Source organism: Buchnera aphidicola (Acyrthosiphon lactucae), assembly GCF_005083565.1.
Lineage (GTDB): Bacteria > Pseudomonadota > Gammaproteobacteria > Enterobacterales > Enterobacteriaceae > Buchnera > Buchnera aphidicola_AH.
In genome coordinates this window covers 385250-406127 of sequence record NZ_CP034891.1, presented here as the reverse complement: position 1 = coordinate 406127, position 20878 = coordinate 385250, and the positions used below count along the sequence as shown (strand labels likewise).

Annotated in this window: 18 protein-coding genes; 5 read left to right on the top strand and 13 right to left on the bottom strand. The window is 22.8% G+C overall.

Annotated features, from left to right (window positions below):
- Positions 1-31 precede the first annotated feature (31 nt).
- Positions 32-2899, top strand: a complete 2868-nt coding sequence (locus D9V61_RS01865; RefSeq protein ID WP_158339546.1) for a valine--tRNA ligase — start codon at positions 32-34, stop codon at positions 2897-2899.
- A 48-nt stretch (positions 2900-2947) separates the two neighbouring features.
- Complete coding sequence (locus tag D9V61_RS01860) at positions 2948-3880, top strand: rhodanese-related sulfurtransferase (protein WP_158339545.1); 933 nt, start codon at positions 2948-2950, stop codon at positions 3878-3880.
- A gap of 86 nt (positions 3881-3966) precedes the next feature.
- Here the strand turns inward: D9V61_RS01860 and D9V61_RS01855 are convergent, their stop codons facing one another.
- From D9V61_RS01855 to pyrD, 3 genes are all read right to left on the bottom strand, one after another.
- Positions 3967-5763 carry an ATP-binding cassette domain-containing protein gene (locus D9V61_RS01855; protein WP_158339544.1) on the bottom strand — a complete coding sequence of 599 codons (1797 nt, stop codon included), beginning with the start codon at positions 5761-5763 and terminating at the stop codon, positions 3967-3969.
- A gap of 19 nt (positions 5764-5782) precedes the next feature.
- Positions 5783-7885 carry a bifunctional 23S rRNA (guanine(2069)-N(7))-methyltransferase RlmK/23S rRNA (guanine(2445)-N(2))-methyltransferase RlmL gene (gene rlmKL / locus D9V61_RS01850; protein ID WP_158339543.1) on the bottom strand — a complete coding sequence of 701 codons (2103 nt, stop codon included), beginning with the start codon at positions 7883-7885 and terminating at the stop codon, positions 5783-5785.
- 196 nt (positions 7886-8081) lie between these two features.
- The gene (pyrD, locus tag D9V61_RS01845) at positions 8082-9092 is read right to left on the bottom strand and encodes a quinone-dependent dihydroorotate dehydrogenase (protein WP_158339542.1); all 1011 of its coding nucleotides are present in this window, start codon (positions 9090-9092) and stop codon (positions 8082-8084) included.
- 246 nt (positions 9093-9338) lie between these two features.
- Here pyrD and pncB point away from each other — a divergent pair, with 246 nt between their 5' ends.
- From pncB to D9V61_RS01830, 3 genes are all read left to right on the top strand, one after another.
- Positions 9339-10538 carry a nicotinate phosphoribosyltransferase gene (gene pncB / locus D9V61_RS01840; protein WP_158339541.1) on the top strand — a complete coding sequence of 400 codons (1200 nt, stop codon included), beginning with the start codon at positions 9339-9341 and terminating at the stop codon, positions 10536-10538.
- A gap of 147 nt (positions 10539-10685) precedes the next feature.
- A complete protein-coding gene (gene asnS / locus D9V61_RS01835) occupies positions 10686-12086 on the top strand; it encodes an asparagine--tRNA ligase (RefSeq protein WP_158339540.1) in 1401 nt (466 codons plus the stop codon).
- A 129-nt stretch (positions 12087-12215) separates the two neighbouring features.
- A complete protein-coding gene (locus D9V61_RS01830; protein WP_158339539.1) occupies positions 12216-13361 on the top strand; it encodes a porin in 1146 nt (381 codons plus the stop codon).
- A 318-nt stretch (positions 13362-13679) separates the two neighbouring features.
- Here D9V61_RS01830 and D9V61_RS01825 read toward each other — a convergent pair whose 3' ends face one another.
- From D9V61_RS01825 to D9V61_RS01780, 10 genes are all read right to left on the bottom strand, one after another.
- A complete protein-coding gene (locus D9V61_RS01825) occupies positions 13680-14228 on the bottom strand; it encodes a hypothetical protein (protein ID WP_158339538.1) in 549 nt (182 codons plus the stop codon).
- Positions 14229-14289: 61 nt separating this feature from the next.
- Positions 14290-14634 carry a histidine triad nucleotide-binding protein gene (locus D9V61_RS01820; protein WP_158339537.1) on the bottom strand — a complete coding sequence of 115 codons (345 nt, stop codon included), beginning with the start codon at positions 14632-14634 and terminating at the stop codon, positions 14290-14292.
- A 20-nt stretch (positions 14635-14654) separates the two neighbouring features.
- Positions 14655-16088 carry a PTS glucose transporter subunit IIBC gene (ptsG, locus tag D9V61_RS01815; protein ID WP_158339536.1) on the bottom strand — a complete coding sequence of 478 codons (1434 nt, stop codon included), beginning with the start codon at positions 16086-16088 and terminating at the stop codon, positions 14655-14657.
- A 92-nt stretch (positions 16089-16180) separates the two neighbouring features.
- A complete protein-coding gene (locus D9V61_RS01810; RefSeq protein WP_158339535.1) occupies positions 16181-16975 on the bottom strand; it encodes a TatD family hydrolase in 795 nt (264 codons plus the stop codon).
- Between the two features lie 24 nt (positions 16976-16999).
- Positions 17000-17989 (bottom strand): DNA polymerase III subunit delta' C-terminal domain-containing protein, encoded by a 990-nt coding sequence (locus D9V61_RS01805; protein ID WP_158339534.1) that lies wholly within the window; start codon positions 17987-17989, stop codon positions 17000-17002.
- Entirely contained in the window at positions 17986-18624 is a 639-nt protein-coding gene (gene tmk, locus D9V61_RS01800; RefSeq protein WP_158339765.1) for a dTMP kinase, read from the bottom strand. The genes D9V61_RS01805 and tmk overlap by 4 nt, the downstream gene beginning before the upstream one ends.
- Positions 18625-18734: 110 nt before the next feature.
- Positions 18735-18980 carry an acyl carrier protein gene (gene acpP / locus D9V61_RS01795; protein ID WP_158339533.1) on the bottom strand — a complete coding sequence of 82 codons (246 nt, stop codon included), beginning with the start codon at positions 18978-18980 and terminating at the stop codon, positions 18735-18737.
- Between the two features lie 86 nt (positions 18981-19066).
- On the bottom strand, positions 19067-19801 hold the full coding sequence (gene fabG / locus D9V61_RS01790; RefSeq protein ID WP_158339532.1) for a 3-oxoacyl-[acyl-carrier-protein] reductase: 735 nt from the start codon (positions 19799-19801) through the stop codon (positions 19067-19069).
- Entirely contained in the window at positions 19794-20306 is a 513-nt protein-coding gene (locus D9V61_RS01785) for an acyltransferase domain-containing protein (protein ID WP_158339531.1), read from the bottom strand. The genes fabG and D9V61_RS01785 overlap by 8 nt, the downstream gene beginning before the upstream one ends.
- On the bottom strand, positions 20276-20746 hold the full coding sequence (locus tag D9V61_RS01780; RefSeq protein ID WP_158339530.1) for an ACP S-malonyltransferase: 471 nt from the start codon (positions 20744-20746) through the stop codon (positions 20276-20278). The genes D9V61_RS01785 and D9V61_RS01780 overlap by 31 nt, the downstream gene beginning before the upstream one ends.
- Positions 20747-20878 lie beyond the last annotated feature (132 nt).

Here is a 20878-nt window from a genome sequence, read left to right as displayed (position 1 = left end):
CGCCTTTTTTATTAAACAATAGTAAAATAAAATGGAAAAAAATTATAATCCTAAAAATATTGAAGAATCTTTATATGATTTTTGGGAAAAAAATGGGTATTTTAAACCTAATAATTCAGAAAAATCAACTTTTTGTATTATGATGCCACCGCCTAATATTACAGGAAGTTTACATATGGGACATGCATTCCAACAAACAATTATGGATATATTAATTCGTTACCATAGAATGCAAGGTAAGAATACGTTTTGGCAAGTTGGAACTGATCATGCAGGAATAGCAACGCAAATTTTAGTTGAACGTCAGATATTTTTAGAAGAAAAAAAAACTAAAAAAGATTATAGTAGAGACGATTTTATTAAAAAAATTTGGGCATGGAAAAAAAAATCTAGTTGTATTATTACAAAACAAATGCGACGTTTAGGAATATCTGCTGATTGGGATCATGAAAAATTTACTTTAGATCCTGATATTTCTACTGCTGTTAGAGAAGCTTTTATTTTATTTTATAAAAGTAATTTAATTTATCAGAAAAAAAGATTAGTACATTGGGATTCAAAATTAGAAACTGTAATTTCAGATTTAGAAGTCGAACATCGTTTAATAAAAGGAAAAAAATGGTTTATTCGTTACCCCATTGTTCAAAATAATGTTTTTTTAAAAAATAAAATAAAATTTCTAGTAGTTTCTACAACTAGACCTGAAACTTTATTAGGTGATACAGCTATCGCTATAAATCCTGAAAATTATAAATATAATAAATTTATTGGGCAGTCTGTTATATGTCCTTTAACTAATAGAGTAATCCCTATTATTGCAGATAAATATGCTGATATAGACAAAGGGACTGGTTGTGTAAAAATTACTCCTGCACATGATTTTAATGATTATAAAGTTGGATTTTATCATAAATTACCAATGATTAATATTTTTACTTTTGATGGTCGAATTAAATCTATTTCTGAAGTTTACAATTATAAAGGTGAAAAATCTAATAAATATAGTACATTCATTCCACATAAATTTCAAAAATTAGACATTCTTTCTGCACGAGTTGAAATTATTAAAGAAATTGACAATTTAGGATTATTAGAAAAAAAAGAAGAATGTAATATTACTCTTCCTTATAGTAATAGAAGTGGTGCTATTATTCAACCTATGCTTACAAATCAATGGTATTTAAAAACAGCTCAATTAGCTAAAGTAGCTTTAAACGCTGTAAAAAACAAGAAAATTAAATTTATACCGCCTCAATATGAAAGTATGTATAAATCTTGGATGAATAATATTGAAGATTGGTGTATTTCTCGTCAATTATGGTGGGGCCACCGTATTCCAGTATGGTATGATAGTAAAAAAAATATTTATATTGGACAAAATGAAAAAGAAATACGTCAAAAATATTCTATATCAGAAAATACATTATTAACACAAGAAAATGATGTTTTAGATACTTGGTTTTCCTCTGGATTATGGACTTTTTCTTCATTAGGATGGCCTAAAAAAACTACATTTTTAAAACTTTTTCATCCTACAAATGTTTTAATTAGCGGTTTTGATATTATTTTTTTTTGGATTGCTAGAATGATTATGTTAACAATGTATTTTGTTAAAGATGAAAAAAATAATCCTGAAGTACCTTTTAAAAATGTTTATATCACAGGATTGATTCGAGATGAATATGGAAAAAAAATGTCTAAATCAAAAGGGAATGTAATTGATCCCTTAGATATGATAGACGGAATTTCTTTAAATGAATTAATCAAAAAAAGAACAAGTAATTTATTAAAACCAGATTTATCTAATGAAATTACTAAAAATACTATTAAACAGTTTCCTAAAGGTATTCAATCTACTGGTACAGATGCATTACGTTTTACTTTCTCAGCATTAGCTTCTAACACTCGCGATATACAATGGGATATTAATCGGTTAAAAGGATATCGTAATTTTTGCAATAAACTTTGGAATGCTAGTCGTTTTGTCGTAATGAATACAAAAAATCATATATTTTCAGAATTTAATATACAAGATAAAATGTTATTAATAAATAAATGGATTTTAATAGAATTTAATAACACAGTAAAATTATATCGCGAATCATTAGATACTTATCGCTTTGATATTGCAGCGCATATTTTATATGATTTTATTTGGAATGTATTTTGTGATTGGTATTTAGAATTTGTAAAAATAGTTATTAAAACAAGTTCTTCGAAAGATGTATATTTTACTAAAAATATTTTAATTTATATTCTAGAATCAATTTTAAGATTAGCTCATCCTATTATTCCTTTTATAACCGAAACTATTTGGCAACGTATAAAATTAATAAAAAATATTCAAGAAAAGACAATTATGTTGCAATCTTTTCCAGAATATAATCATGCATTATTTGATAAAAAAATACTGATTAATATGAATTGGATAAAAAAGATTATTATATTTATAAGGAATATTAGAATTAACATGAATATTAGTTCTACAAAATTATTACCATTATTTTTATATAATGTTAATTCTGAACAAGAAATGATTATTCAAGAAAATATTTTTCTAATAAAAAAAATATCATTTTTAGAAAGTATTACAATACTGTTATATGAGTATAAAAAAGATTTATGTATCAAAGAAATTATAGATGGAGTGGAAATTGTAATCCCTATATTGAAATTAATAGATAAAGAAGTAGAATTAAAACGATTAAAAAAAGAAGAAAAAAAAATACAACTTAATATATTAAAAATTAAAAACAAAATTTTAAATAAAGATTTTTTATATTATGCACCTCAAAAAATAGTCATTCAAGAAAAAAATAAGTTACTAAAATTAAATGAAATACATATAAAATTATCTGAACAAATAAAAATGTTAATAAATATATCTCATAAAAAATAATTTTTTTTGTACATTATTCTTAATTCATAAAAATTATAGGTATTTTCAATGTCAATTTTATATAATATTATTTCTAAAAAAGAATTAAAAAAACGCATGTTCTTTGAAAAAGAACCTCGTTTAACTTTGTCTTTTTACAAATATTTTACTATTAAAAATACTCAAGAATGTCGTGATGAATTTTATAAAAATTTTTATAAATATAATGTTTTAGGAAGAATTTATATAGCTACTGAAGGGATAAACGCACAAATTAGCGTTCCAAAAAAGTATTATTTTTTTATAAAAAAATTTTTGTATAATTTTAATTTAGAACTTAATAATTTACGTATAAATAAATCATTAAATAATGAAAAATCTTTCTGGGTTCTTTCTGTTAAAATTAGACAGAAAATTGTACAAGATGGAATTACAGAAAAATTTTTTAATCCTAATAATGTTGGTATTTATCTCAAAGCAAAAGAAGTTAATTTAATGTTAAATGATAAAAAAACAATATTTATTGATATGAGAAATTCTTATGAATATGCTATTGGTCATTTTAAAAATGCAATAGAAATAAAAAGTTTAACTTTTCGAGAACAATTAAAAAATGTAATACGATTAATGAAAAATGCTAAAAACAAAAAAATTGTTATGTATTGTACAGGTGGTATTCGCTGTGAAAAAGCTACTGCTTGGATGCTTTTTAATGGTTTTAAAAATATTTTTCATTTAGAAGGAGGTATAATTGGTTATGTACATGATGCTCGAAAAAATGGTTTTCCAGTTCTTTTTAAAGGAAAAAATTTTGTTTTTGATAATCGAATGAGTGAAAAAATTTCAGATGATATAATATCATTTTGTAAACAATGTGGACAACCTTCTGATACTTACATTAATTGTCATTACAATTTTTGTCATCTTCTTTTTATTCAATGTGAAAATTGTTCTATTAATTTCAAAAAGTGCTGTTCTTTAAATTGCATGAGAAAAATATAGATATAATATATAAATTTATGATTCTAGAAAAAATGGAACTTTAAAAAATCTATTTTTATAAATTATTTTTATTAGTTCTTAATTTTTTATATTTTACTATTGATAATACTTTTTTCTAAATTTTCCCAATGTAATATTTTTTTTTCTAACTTTTTTTCTTGTTGAGCTAACATTTTTAGTATTGGTAATTTTTCTTCTAATGTTTTTTTAAAAAAATTAGGTTCATTCGTTTTTTTTTGTAGTTTTATAATATTGAGTTCAATTTTTTCTATTGTAGATAATACTGAATGTAATTCTTTTTTAAAATTATTTTTAATTTTTATTTGAATATTTTTTTTAAAATTATTTTTAATTTTTATTTGAATATTTTTTTTAAAATTATTTTTTTCTTTTTTTAAATGATCATAATTACCAAGATAGGTATTAATTAATCCATTTTTTTCGAAACACCAACATTTTTTTACTGTATTATTAATAAATGTTTCATCATGACTAACAATTATAACAGTACCTTTATAATTAATAATAATTTTTTCTAATAATTGTAGAGTATCTAAATCTAGATCATTTGTAGGTTCATCAAGAATTAAAACATTACTTGGTTTTAAAAATAATCGAGCTAGAAGTAATCTATTACATTCACCACCTGATAATGTTTTTACTAAAGATTGCAATTGATTAGGTTTAAAAAGAAATTTTTTCAAATAACCGATTGTATATTGTTCTCTTCCATTCAACATAATTTTTTCTTTTCCATAAGCTATATTTTCTAAAATAGATTTGTTTGGATCTAATACAGATCTATTTTGATCAAAATATGATATTTTAAGTCCTGTACCTATATAAATTTGTCCCTTTTGAGGTTTTTTTTCTCCTGTAAGGATTTTAATTAATGTACTTTTTCCACATCCATTATTACCAATTAATCCTAATTTATCACCATGTTGAATAATCGATGAAAAATTTTTTATAATAGTTTTATTATTTATTAAAAAATCTACATTTTCTAATTTAAATATTATTTTCCCTAAATAATTTTTAGATTCGTTAATTTTTACATTATTTAATTTTTCTATCTTTTTATAATCTTCATGTTCTTTTCGTAATATTTTTAAATTTTTAACTCTTCCTTCATTACGAGTAGAACGTGCTTTAACACCTTTTCTAATCCATTTTTCTTCTTTTTCTAGATTTTTATCAAATAATTTTTTTTGTATATTTTCAATACGATTACTTTCATTTTTTAATTTTATAAAATTATTGTAATTACCAGGCCAAGAAATTAATTTTCCACGATCAAGATCTACAATACGCGTACATATATTTTGAATAAAATTTCTATCGTGTGATACAAATAATATACTACCAGAAAATTTTTTTAAAAATATTTCAAGCCATTTAACTGTTTTTATATCCAAGTGATTTGTAGGTTCATCGAGTAATAGTATATCAGGTTCTCTTACTAGGACACGACCTAATGCAGCTTTTCTTAATAAACCTCCAGATAGATGAGATAACAAAGTATTTTTATTTAGTTTAATTATTTCAATTATTTTTTTTATTTTTACAACTTGTTCAATATTTTTTTTTGGATTTATTTCATCTTCGTTTAATCCCGAACTGATAAAATCATATATAGAAATATTAAGATTTTTAGGATTTTCTTGTTTTAAATAAGCTATTTTTATATTATTTTTATAAATAACACGGCCATGATCTAATTCTTGCTTTTTAGTAATAATTTTCAATAAAGTAGATTTACCAGTTCCATTTTTACCAATTAAACAAACTCTTTCATTTTCTTTGATATGAAATGTGCTATTATTTAATATTTCTAAATTACTAAATGATAAACAAGCATCTTGAATATTAATTAAAGACATAAATTTTCTTTCCTTGAATTTATTTTACATGTTTTATTAACCAGGAATGATAAACGTTTGGGTTTTTTAAAAAATCTTTCGATTGTATTTTTTTGGTAATTTTTTTTGCATATAATTGTATTTTTTTAATATAATTCAAATTAATTTCAAAATTTCTTGTAGAACTTGAAAAAATAATATCACCATTATGATGTAAAATTCTTTTTAAATGCACGATTATACTCATATAATCTTTTTTTAAATCAAAAACTTGGTTCATTTTTTTAGAATTAGAAAAGGTCGGTGGATTTACAAATATAAGATCAAACTTTTGATTAGTTTTTTTTAGCCATTTCAGACAATCAGCTTGAATAAAATGATGTTGAGAACTTGTTAAATTATTAAGACACATATTACGCATAGACCATTTTATATAAGTGTGAGAAATGTCTACACTAGTAGTGCTATTTGCTTTTCCTAATCCAGCATAAACACTCGCAGTTCCAGTATATGAAAATAAATTAAGAAAATCTTTTCCCTGAGCCATTTTCCCTAATAATTTTCTTATTAGTCTTTTATCTGAAAATAACCCAGTATCTAAATAATCTGTTAAATTTACTAAAAATTTTGCATGATATTCTTTAATAATAATAAAATTACTACTATTAAATAGTTTTTGATACTGTGTTTTATTTTTATTTTTTTTTCTAGTTTTTAATATAATATTATTTATAGGAATAGATAATATTTCTTTACTATAGTAAATAGCATGACATAATCTTTTAAATGCTTGATTATGATCTATTGATTTTGGAGCTTTATATTCTTGAATTACTATCCATTTTTGATAAATGTCTACTATTATATTATAATTTGGTAAATCTGCATTATAAATACGAAAAGATTCTAAATTTTCTAGATTAGCCCATTTTCTTAATTTTTTAAAGTTTTTATTTAATCTGTTTTTAAATTCATTTTGTTCAATATTAGAACTTTTTGAGAAAATTAAAAAATTTTTTTGAATACAATCTAATGAACCATTTTTAAAAAAATATTGTTCGTATGACTGCATTTGTACAAAATTTAATAAAAATATTGATGAACTAAATATTGATAATTTCCATTTATTAAAATATTTTTTTGATACTTTTCCTATTTGTATATACAAGCCTACTAATTGACTTTCAGTTTGATGTCTTTCTCCATATGGTGGATTAGTTAATAGTATTCCTTCTGTCTTTTTTTTATAAATATTTTTTAAATTATTTAAATCTTGTGTTAAAAATTGAATTATTTTTAATACACCTGCATTTGATGCGTTTATTTTAGCTTTTTTTATAATTTCAGTATCATAATCATATCCTATAAAGTAATTTTTAAAACATTTTTTTATACCTATTTTGAATCGTTCTTGAGCTTCTTTGATAACCTCTTGCCATAGATTATCATTATATTGTTTCCATGATTGAAATCCCCATTTTGATCTTTTTAACCCAGGGGCTCTATCAGACGCTATCATAGCTGCTTCAATTAACAATGTTCCTGAACCACACATAGGATCTATCATAGGTATATTCTGATTCCATCCCGAACTTAATACAATTGCACTGCCTAAATTTTCTTTAATAGGGGTAGTATTACAAAATTGACGATATCCTCTTTTATTTAAAGATTCTCCACTTAAATCTAGCATGATATGTAGAATATTATTATTTAATAATGATTTTATTCGAATATCAGGTTGAATAAAGTTTATATTTGGACGAGAAGAATATTTATTTTTAAATTGATCAACGATTGCATCTTTAATTATTAGTGCTCCGAATAAACTATTGCGAATAATATTATTAGTTCCTTTAAAATTAACTAAAAAGGTATTATTGATATCAAAAATTTCAGTCCAATTGATATTATATATATTATTATAAAGATCTTTAGCATTACTAATAGTAAATTTTTTTATACATAAATAAATACGTGAAGCAATTCGACTCCACATTAAACTTTTATATAATAATAGATCGTTAGATTCATAATAAATTCCTCCATTTATTATATTTATATTTTTAGCTCCTAAAGATAAAAGCTCGTTTTCTAGTAATTTCTCAGTTCCAAAATTTGTACTTGCGAATAAATAATTCATTTTTTATTATAAGTTTTATAAAATTAAAAATTATTTTTATATTATATCTAAGATTTTTTCAGATATATAATTCTATAAATAATTCATAAGATCTTAATAGTTAAATTTATAGTTATATTTATTGTAAAATTTTGATAAATATTTAGTACATATTCCATCTCAAAAAGGTAAATATTAAGAATATATAATAAAAATTTTATATTTCATTAATAATTTTTTTAACTAGTGTTGGACCATGATATACTAATCCAGAATAAATTTGTATTAAAGTAGCTCCTGATTTAATTTTTTCTTTAGCTGAATTTATAGAATTAATCCCTCCAACTCCAATAATAGGAATTTCATTTTTTAAGTTTTTTGATAGTATTGAAATTATATTAGTGCTTTTTTTTTGTAAAGGCAATCCACTTAAACCGCCTTTTTGAAAACTATTTTTTAATCCAGACACTAATGAGTGATCTAGTGTTGTATTAGTTGCAATTACTGCGTCTATTTTATATTTAATTAATTTTTTTGAAATATAAATTAATTCTTTTTTTGAGAGGTCTGGTGAGATTTTAATTGCTATAGGAACATATTTTAAATATTTTTTATGAAGTTCTTTTTGTTTTTTTTTTATTTTATATAATAGATCTTGAAAAAGAATTCCGTATTGTAAATTTCTTAAATTAATAGTATTAGGTGATGAAATATTAATTGCAATATAACTGGCATAACAATAAATTTTATCTATACATATTAAATAATCATTAATTGATTCTTCAATTCTGGTATTGTGATTTTTTCCAATATTAACACCTATTATTCCTTTAAAATTAGATTTTTTTATATTGTTAATTAAATTATCTATGCCTAGATTATTAAATCCCATGCTGTTAATTATACCTTCCATGGGAATTATTCTGAAAATTCTAGGTTTTGGATTTCCTATTTGAGGTAAAGGAGTAACAGTTCCTACCTCAATAAAACCAAATCCCAATTTTGATAGAGAATTTATATATTCTCCATTTTTATCTATTCCTGCTGCAGCACCAAGTTTATTTTTAAAAGTTAAACCCATACATTTAATTTTTTTTGATGGTATTCTATTTTTATAAAAAAAATTAAATAGATTAATATTTTTTATTTTTAGATATTTTAATGTTAAAAAATGTGCTTTTTCAGGTTCTATTAAAAATAACAGTTTACGAATGAAATAATAAAACATTATAATTCCTTTTGATATAGTATAAAATACTAAAATAAAAATATTCTCTATAAAAATAAATAAAAATAATTTTATATACTATTTTTTTTAAAAAATTAATAAATTTTTTATTTATTTTATATTTTTATAAAAAATTTCAATAATATTCTTGTGAATTTTTGATATAATTAAAATATAAAATAGCAAATAATTATTATGTATAGTTATTTTATATGAAAAAATAGAATGAAAAAATAAAACAATACTATGAAACAATATAATTATCCAATAGTAAAAACATTACTTGATACTGATGCATATAAACTTCATATGCAACAAGCTGTTTTTTATCATTATAAAAATGTAAATGTAGTTGCCGAATTTCTCTGTAGAGGAGATAATTTTTTAGGTTGCTATTCAAATGTTTTATTAGAACAAATTAATATGATGAAGTCTTTATCTTTAAGTCATGAAGAATATACTTATATGACCTCTTTTCCATTTTTTAAGAAAGAATATTTACATTGGTTAAAAAAATTTCGTTATAATGTTTCACAGGTGAAAATAAACAACCATCAAGGTCAATTGCATATTCGTATAAGTGGATTATGGAAAGAAGTAATATTATGGGAAGTTCCAATTTTAGCTTTAATTAGCGAAGTTTTTCATGGTAATTTTTCCCCAGAAATTAGTTCTAAATCTGCTTTACAATATTTAGATACTAAATTAATAAAATTTTTTAATTATACAAAATATATAGATTTATCACATTTAAAAATCGTAGATTTTGGTACAAGAAGAAGATTTTCTTATAATGTACAATATTCTATTGTGAAAAGATTAAAAGAAAATTTTCCTTTTTTAATCGGTTCTAGTAATTATCATATAGCTCGTATATTAAAAATACCACCAGTAGGCACACAAGCTCATGAATGGTTTCAAGCTCATCAACAGATTGGAAAAAATTTAAAAAATAGTCAGGTTTTAGCATTACAAACATGGCTAGATCAGTATAATAATAATTTAAATATTGCTCTTACAGATTCAATCAACATGGATGCTTTTTTACGTGATTTTAATTTGTATTTTACTTCTTCTTATCAGGGAATCAGACATGATTCAGGAGATCCTGTGAAATGGGCTGAAAAAGCTCTTGAACACTATGAAAAACTAGGAATAGATCCCTGTACTAAAACATTATTATTTTCTGATAATTTAAATTTTAAAAAAATTATATCTTTATATAAAAAATTCAATAAAAGGATCAATGTTATTTTTGGTATAGGAACAAAATTAACTTGTGATATTCCATATGTAAAACCATTAAATATTGTTATTAAGTTAGTGAAATGTAATGGAAAACCTGTAGCTAAAATATCTGATAGTCCCGGAAAAACATTTTGTTTAGACCATAATTTTTTAAAACATTTATGTAAAGTATTTAATGTACCATTAAAAAATAGATAAACTTTAAATTTTTTATATTATGAGTTTTGTAATTTATTAATCCCTAATTAACTTTTTTAGAATATAAAAAATTTTTACTATTTTAAAAATTTATTTCTATAATAGTCTACTTTTTAAATAAGTAAAAATTATAAAAGGAAAGACTGTATGAATACAGTGTTAATATCAGATATATATAAAGAGAATATTATAGTAAATAGTCTTATTACTATCTGTGGATGGGTGCGAAGCCGAAGAAGTTCAAAATCTGGTTTTTCTTTTATTACAATTTATGATGGTTCATGTCTTGATACTATTCAAGTAGTAGCGAATGATTGTTTACCTAATTATTATAAGGAAATATTACATCTAACAATTGGATGTTCTGTGGTAATTACTGGAATATTAATATTATCAATTGGAGAAAAACAAAAATATGAAATTCAGTTGAAAAAAATTAAAATTTTAGGTTGGATTGAGAAACCAGAGACTTATCCAATATCTGCTAAAAAACATAGTATGGAATATTTAAGAGAAGTAGCACATTTAAGATCTAGAACTAATTTAATTGGTGTAATAGCTCGAATAAGAAATTATATATTACAATCTTTACACCGTTTTCTTTATAAGCATAATTATTACTGGGTTCCAACACCAATTATAACTAGTTTAAATACCGAAGGTACTGGAGAAATGTTTCGTGTTTCGACGTTAGATATGAAAAACATTCCTAAGAATAAAGATAAATCCGTTGATTTTAAAAAAGATTTTTTTGGAAAAGAATCTTTTTTAACTGTTTCGGGACAGTTGAATATAGAAGCATATGCTTGTTCTTTATCTAGAGTTTATACCTTTGGTCCTACATTTCGAGCTGAACATTCTAATACTAGTCGTCATTTAGCAGAATTTTGGATGTTGGAAGTAGAATCAGCTTTTAAAAATTTAAATGATATATCAGATTTTGCTGAGTATATGTTAAAATACATTTGCAAATCTCTCTTAAAAAATTGCATGTCAGATATTACTTTTCTTAAAACCTATATTGATAATAATATAGTTAATCGTTTAGAAGAACTATTATTAGTAGATTTTATACGTATAGATTATGTAGATGCTATAAATATTTTAATTGACTCTAAGATTCAATTTAACAATTCTATTTCTTTAGGTTGTGATCTATCTTCTGAACATGAGCGCTTTCTTGTAGAAAAATATTTTAAGATTCCAGTAATAATAAAAAATTACCCAAAAGAATTAAAAGCATTTTATATGAGATTGAATGACGATAAAAAAACTGTTGCAGCAATAGATTTATTAGTTCCTAATATCGGAGAACTCATAGGTGGTTCTCAACGTGAAGAACGTATTTCAATTTTAGACGAACGTTTGTTAGAATTGGGATTAAAAAAAGAAGATTATTGGTGGTATCGAGATCTTCGCCGATATGGTACAGTTCCTCACTCAGGTTTTGGAATGGGTTTTGAACGATTAATTTCTTATGTTACTGGAGTAACAAATATACGAGATCTTATTCCATTTCCACGTACTGTTAATAATGCTAATTTTTAACTATAATATTTAATATTTATTAAATGATTTTTGGTTTTAGTATTTAAAAAAAATATAAAAAAAGAAATATTTTAATAATATATTGATATTGATTTAAGTTATTTTTACTAAAAGGTAATATAAAAAATTATGATAAATCATAAATCCTTAGCAATTTTAATACCAATGTTATTAGCTACTAGTAATGGAGCGAATGCTTTAGACATATTCAACAAAAATGGTAATAAACTTGAATTATATGGTAGTATAAATCCCAACCATGCATTATCTCATGATTTTTTGTCAACTAAAATTACATCTCATAAAGATGATACAAATGCTATTTTAGGTTTATCAGGAGAAATAAATATTAGTGATGAACTCTTAAGTTATGCAACGATTGAATATAAAACTGATTTGTCTGAACCAGAAGAATTATTAGACAAACAACATCTTAATACTGTACGTTTAGGATATGCCGGTTTTAAATATGGTAATTGGGGTTCAATAGATTATGGTCGTAATTATGGTATTTTTTATGATGTAAAATCATTAACTAATAATCATATTCCATACATTAATAAAAATAATGTGTTTTCTTATAACGATAATTATATGATAGGAAGAAGTAATAGCGTACTTACTTATAGAAATAATAATCTTTTTGGTTTATTTGATGGAGTTAGTTTTGCATTACAATATCAAGATGAATCTAAAAATAGATCAGAACGTCAGCAAAACGGTACTGGTTGGGGTGCTTCTTTAAAATATGAAAGTGATGTTGGACTTACTGCTATTGGTTCTTTTTTTTCTTCCGAAAGATTTAAATCTAATACGGCTAATCAAGATATAAAAAATCCTTCTATAGGAGCGTATGGATTAGGTTTCAAATATGATGCTAATGATATATATATTGCGGCTTTTTATGGTGAAGCACGTAATTTAACACCATCATTTAATCTTGTTAGTCAAAGTGATGCATCTAAAGAACAACCATATATTAATAGAACTCAAAATATTGAAGCTATTGCAGAATATAATTTTCATTCTGGATTTCATCCTTCTCTTAGTTATTTAGATTCTAAAGGACAAAATGCGAATACAAAAGATTCTTCTAGTTATCAAGATTTAGAAATAGCAAAAGAAATTAATATTTCTACTCGTTATGATTTTAATAAGAACATTTCTACATATATGAATTATAAAATTAATTTATTAAATAATAGTAATTCGGCGAAAAAAAATAATATGCCTATAGATAATACAATTGGTGCTGGGATAGTTTATCATTTCTAATTTTATGAGAATATATATTTTTTTTTGAAATTAATTTAAAATCTAATCATTAAGAGTTAGAACTTTCTACTGGTATATAAATAGAGAAATCTATTTTTTTATATTCAAAAAGTAATTAATCATTGAATTATATAAATTTCAGTAGAAAGGGCTACTCTTAGTAACACTAAAATTTTTTAAAAAAATAGTATTTATATCATTTTAAATAAAAAATTAATTTTTTAAAATCTAAAAATAGATGTAAAAATATTTTTTTCATAATATTATATTATTTTTTTTATATGCGTATATAGAATATACTTTTTTTATATACTATTCCTACCAATAAAATTTTTCTTTTTGCATGAATACTATTTCTCCTGTTTTAACCAGTATTAATTCTATTTTTAATAAAAAAGGTTCATTTTTACCAGAAATACAACTATGGAGATAATAATTTACATTATTATTACGGGATATTAAGATGGCAGTACTAGTATCTAGTGTATTTTTTATTTTTAATAAACCTAATTTTTTTTTATTTTTTTGAATTATTTCTTTTTTTAGAAAATTAATTTTATTGTTTTTTTCAACAAATTTATTTTTTATTAAATCTGTTAATTTTTCTGTATTTATGAGAATATTGGTATTATTTTCTAATAAATCAATGAAAAATAATGTATTTTTGAATGCAAATTTATTATTGTTTTTTAGTATTTTTGAAATAATTTTTTCTGTAGCCGAATCAAAATTTAAAAGCATAAAATTTGATTTTTTTGTAAAAAAACTTGGTTTTTTTTTTATGACATTATTTTCTATTTTATTAGAAACGTCACAACCGTTTATAAAAAATATAACAAAAAATATAGATAGCAAAAGTTTACTCAAATTTCATCCTTTAATTACAAAACAATTAAATTTTAAAAGAAATTTTTAAATAAAAACATGATCAAGAAAACGATTTAAGTTTTTTACCTCCTAGTAAATGCATATGAAGATAATTAATTTCTTGACCACCGTTTTTATTACAATTAATAATAATTCTATATCCTTCTTTACTAATTTTTTTTTGTTTTGCGATATCAACGGCAATATAAAACATATGTCCTAAAATCGATTTATTTTTTTTATTAATATCATTTGATGATGCAATAAAAAAATTGGGTACAATTAATATATGTACTGGTGCTTTTGGATTTATGTCTTTAAAAGCAGTGACTTTTTCATCTTGATAAATAATTTGTGCTGGTATTTTTTTTTTAATAATATTCTCAAAAATTAAATTATTTTGCATAATTATAGTTCCTTATTCTTTCATGTATTTTTTATATGTTCATCCATTGCTGTTTTAATGTTTTCAGATCTTGTTCCAAAAACAACTTGTATTCCTGAACCTGAAATTATTATTCCTGCTGCACCAATATTTTTTAAATCTTTTTGATTAACATTTGATATTTTTAAAACTGTAATTCTTAATCTAGTAATACAAGCATCTAGATTTTTAATATTATTTTTTCCACCTAATGCTTTAATAATATATGGTGCAATTTCATTATTGCTTTTTTCTAATATATTATTTTCTATATCTTCTCGTCCTGGTGTATTCAAGTTCAAATTAATAATTAATAAATAAAATAAAATATAGTATAAAAATCCGTAAAGTATTCCAACAATTGGAAAAAGAAATATATTATTACTATTTCCACTTAATACTATAAAATCTATAAAACCATGCGAAAAACTAGTTCCTGCACGCATATCTAAAAAAATACATAATGGAAAAGTTAATCCAGCTAAAAATGCATGAATAACATATAATATTGGTGCAACAATAATAAATGAAAATTCAATTGGTTCAGTGATACCAGTTAAAAAAGCAGTTAATGCTGCAGAAATCATAATACTACCTATTTTAGTTCTATTTTTCTTTTTAGATGAATGCCAAATTGCTAATGCTGCTCCTGGAAGACCATACATTTTAAAAATAAAACCTCCTGATAAGTTTCCCGCTGTAGAATCACCTGCCATATATCTTGCAATATCTCCATGGAATACTTGTCCTATAGAATTAGTATATTCTCCAATTTGCATTTGAAATGGAACATTCCATATGTGATGTAATCCAAATGGTACTAATGCTCTTTCTACTAATCCATATATAGCAAAAGCAAGAATAGGATTTTGATAGGCAGCCCATTCAGAAAAAATTTGAATACTATGGCCAATAGGAGGCCAAATAATAGATAGTATTAAACCTATTAATATTGAAGATAATCCTGAAATAATAGGAACAAATCTCTTTCCAGAAAAAAAACCCAGATATTCAGGTAATTGAATACGATAAAATTTATTAAACATATATGCTGAAATTGCACCTGCAATAATTCCTCCTAATATACCGGTATCTAGAAGATGTTGTTTTTTTATAATATCAATAGTTGTATGTAGAATAATTGGTTCTACTGTAGTTAATGTTTGAATCAAAATCCCATAAGATACAACTGCAGCTAATGCTGCAACACCATCATTTTTAGTAAAACCAAGTGCTACACCAATTGCAAAAATTAATGGCATATTACTAAAAACAGAACCTCCTGTTTGAGCCATAATTTGAGAAATAATATTTGGTAATAAACTAAAATTTGCAGACCCTATGCCTAGAAGTATACCTGCAATAGGTAATACTGAAACAGGTAACATAAGTGATTTACCAACTTTTTGAAAGTTTGCAAATACATTTTTAAACATATAAAAAAGACTCCTAACTGTATATAAAAATTTAAGATGAGTTATATAATATATTTTTGGAAAACCTTATTTTATATTTAGTATTAAATTTACTATATATTGAACAATGTACGAAAATTATTTGTTGTAATTTTTGCAAGTATTTTTATATCTATCTTTTTTAAGATAGAAATTTTTTTTGCTATCTGAAATAAATATGCAGGTTGATTTTCTTTTCCTCGATAAGGGTCTGGTGATAAATATGGGGCATCTGTTTCTATTAATAAACGATCTAATGGTATTTTTTTTATTGTATGACAAATTTCTCTAGCATTTTTAAAAGTTACTATTCCAGAACAAGAAATATAAAACCCTATATCTAATAATTTACATGCAGCATTATAATTTTCTGTAAAAGAATGTAATACTCCTCTACATTTATCTGCATTTTCTTCTTTTAATATTTTTATGGTATCATCTATAGCATTACGTGCATGTACTATAATTGGTTTTTTTAATTTTATTGCAATTCTAATATGTTCTCGAAAAAACTCTTTTTGTATTTTTTTATTTTGAGATGAATGATAATAATCTAAACCAGTTTCACCTATTGCCACTACACGTTTTATACAAGATAATTCTTTTATTTTATTAGATAAATTTTTTATTGTATGAAAATTATTAATTTCTTTTGCGCAATTTAAAGGATGTACACCACAGGAATAAAAAATAACTTTATATTTTTTAAATAATTTTTCTATTGTATAAAAATTATTTATAGAAGTTGATACTGTTAAAAAATTTTTTACATAATTTGTATAAGATTTTTTTATTACATCATCTATATTTCTATGTAATAAATTATAATTTAATCTGTCAAGATGACAATGTGAATCAATTAAAAACATAATTTTATCTCTTTTATATAAAAATTAATTATCTGATACAAAATCTAAAATTTTCTCCCATCTAAGTAATTGTTCTAATAATAATAATTCATAATTTATTCCAGATATGTTTAATAATCTATGTTTACAGTGCATCCAAGTGCGAATACTGATATCTAAAACAAGGTTTTTATAATTATAAGAGAGAAATTGAATTAATTCCATTTGATCAAAATTAGTTAAATTTTTTTTTTCATTAAAATTAAATTTAATAGCATCTAATAATAAAAAACATATTGAATCAATTTTTACTATACTGTTTTTTTCTTTTAGTGAATTTAATATTTTTAACAAGTTCTTATTTTTAAAAGCATCATATAAATTTTTATAAAAATTTATTCTATCTATCCATGCTTCGCTATTCATGAATTTTTTTGCAGATACAGGAGAACCTTGATTGATACGTAGTGCTGTTAAATATAATTTATTTTCTTTTTTAGTTTCTTTCTTTAACCAATTTAGACTCTCTTTTTCTGTTGGAGCAAATAATTTATAGATGATACAGCGACTATTTAGTGTAAAATGTGAATTTAAATTTTTATAATTTATAAGAAAAAACCAAGTTTTTTGAGGGGGTTCTTCTAATGTTTTTAATAAAGCATTGATTGCTGATTCTGTTAATTTTTCAGTGTCTGATAAAAAAACAATTTTAGATCCGCCTTGTTGAGCACATTTAAATATTTTTTTATTGATTTGTCTTACATCTTCTACACTGAATGTACTATTTTTTTTAGTTATAAAATTATGCCAATCTGGATGATTATTCGAAGATATTAATTTACATCCATAACATTCATTACAAGAATTTGTTCCTATGGGTTTTCGACATAACAACCATTTACTAATAAACCAAATTAATAATGATGCTCCTATCCCTTTTTGGGTTTTTATTAAAATTGCATGATGAGCTTTGTTTTTTTGATATTGTTGTATAATATTATTATACGGTTTTATTAACCAGGGGTATAATTTCATATAACTTGTTTATTAAGCCAATTTAATACTTTTTTTGTAATATTTTTAGTTACTCTTTTAATATTTAAATTAGCATTGATTATTATAGTGTTTTGATTTAGTTTAATATTTTTTAGATAACATTTTCTAGTTTTTTTAAAAAATTTTAAAGATCTACTTTCAATTAAATCTAATGTATTTCGTTTTAATGCTCTTTCTAAACCAATTTTTGGAGAAACATCTAAGTAAATAGTTAAATCTGGCATAAAATCCTGCAAAAATAAAGATTGCAATTTAGAAATTATTTTTTTTTTAATACCTAATCCTCCACTTTGATAAGCTAAAGAAGATAAATCATGACGATCAGAAATTACCCATATACCATTTTCTAACGCTGGTTTTATTTTTTTTTCAACTAATTGTATTCTTGCAGCATACATTAATAATAATTCAGTTTCTTTAATAAGATTATCAGTATTAAATTTTTTTTTTATTAATTTCCTGATATCTTCAGCAATTGGTGTACTACCAGGTTGACGCACTAAGAGTATATTTTTAATGTTATATTTTTTTAATATATTTTTAATACACATACATGCATTAGTTTTTCCTGCACCTTCTAAGCCTTCAACTACAATAAATTTATTTTTTATTATCATTATTTAAAATATTTATGATTGAATTTTCATTATATTTAATTTATGTTAAATTTATATTTATAAAATATTGAAAATATTTAATTTTTATTTTGTAAAATATATTAATATTATTTATTTTTTAAATGATAATTCTTAACATAATCGATAGATTTTTGTACTGTATTAATCTTTTCAGCTTCTTCATCTGATATTTCAATATCAAATTCTTCTTCTAAAGCCATGATTAATTCTACTGTATCTAGTGAATCTGCACCAAGATCATCTATAAAAGATGCATCATTAAAAATATTTTCTTTTTTTATATCTAGTTTTTCAATAATTATTTTTTTTATACGTTCTTCAATGTTTTTCATTTTTTTTATTCTCTTATATTGTTAAATTAATTACTATACTAATTTTTTAAAATATATGATTTTGAAAATTTTTATAATAATGTATATTATATCATATACATTCCACCGTTTACATGTAATGTATGTCCAGTGATATATGATGCTTTTGAGGAAGATAAAAAAATAACAGCATCCGCTATCTCTTCTTTTTTTCCTAGTCTTTTCATAGGAATATTAGATAAATATTTTTTATATTGAACAGAATCTAATGTATTAGTAAAACGTGTTTTAATAAAACCTGGTGAAACAAGGTTAACCGTAATACCCTTAGATGCTACTTCTAATGCTAATGATTTATGAAATCCAATCAGACCTGATTTAGAAGCGCTATAATTAACTTGTCCTTTATTACCTATATAGGCGATTACCGAACTAATAGTAATAATTCTACCTTGTCTTTTTTTAATCATTGGGCGAATAATCGATTTTATAAGATAAAATACTGATGATAAATTAGTTTTTATTACGTCTTCCCATTCTTTGTTTTTCATTTTAACTAATAAATTATCTTGTTTAATTCCAGCATTATTGATTAATATATCAATAGAATATTTTTTTTGGTAAATTTCCTTAATTTTTTCTGCAATAGAATTAGTATTTTTTAAATTTAAAACTAGACCAAATCCGTTACCTTTCAAATAATCATCAATAGTTTTTACGCCATCTTTAGTAGTAGATGTACCAATTACTTGAACTCCTTTATTTATTAATTTTTTTGCAATTTCTTTTCCTATTCCCCGATTGGCGCCTGTTATTAATGCAGTTTTTTTATTTTTATTCATTTTTTCCTTTATTTATTTTTTTAAATGCTAATAAAAAATTCTTTAAATTATTAGTACTAAATGAGATAATATTTTTATCTTTTTTATTTAAATTAGTTAATATCTTATTAGGACCAATTTCTAACATTATAAAATTTTTTTTAAATTTTATAAAATCTATGACTTCTTTCCATCTTACAGTACTATACATTTGCCTAATTAAAGCATTTTTAATTTTTTTACTATTATTTTCGGATTTTACATCGACATTATTAATAACTGGAACTTTAGGTGGATGTATAGTAATTAGTTTTAATATTTTTTTTAATTTTTTAGATATTGGCTTCATTAATTCAGAATGTGCAGCTATATTAGTATTAATATTAAATATATATTTAGCACCTAATTTTTTACAATTTAAACTAGCTTTGTATACAGCAGATCTATCGCCTGAAATTACAATTTGATTGTGAGAATTGATACTTGCTAAAGAAACTATTTTTTTTTTGATGTCACTACTAAACATGACTTTTGAACTTTTCTTTTTTCTATACCAATGATTGCTTGCATTAAAGTAGGTCTATTTATAGTTACCTCTTCCATAAGTTGACCACGTAAAAAAACAATTTTTAATGCATCAGAAAATTTTATTGAATTAGAACATACTAACGCAGAATATTCGCCAAGACTATGTCCTAACATAAATGATGGACTTCTTCCGTTTTTATTATTCCAAAATCGATATATCGAAACTGATGCAGTTAATATTGCAACTTGTGTATATTTACTTTGATTTAATTTAAATTCAGGTCCTTCTTGTATTAATTTTAATAAATTAATATTAATATATTCTGATGCTTCATCAAAAGTATTTTTAAAAATATTATTATTTTTATAAAAAAAAGAAGATAACATACCTATATATTGAGAACCCTGTCCTGGAAATAACATTGCAAATAAAGTCATTATAATTACCTTATTTTTTCAAATCAAATTTCATAATATAATTATGAAATATTTTAAAATTTTTTTATTTTATTAGTGTGTTAAATATAAAATATATATTATTTTTATTAAGAACATATAAAAAAATTTTTT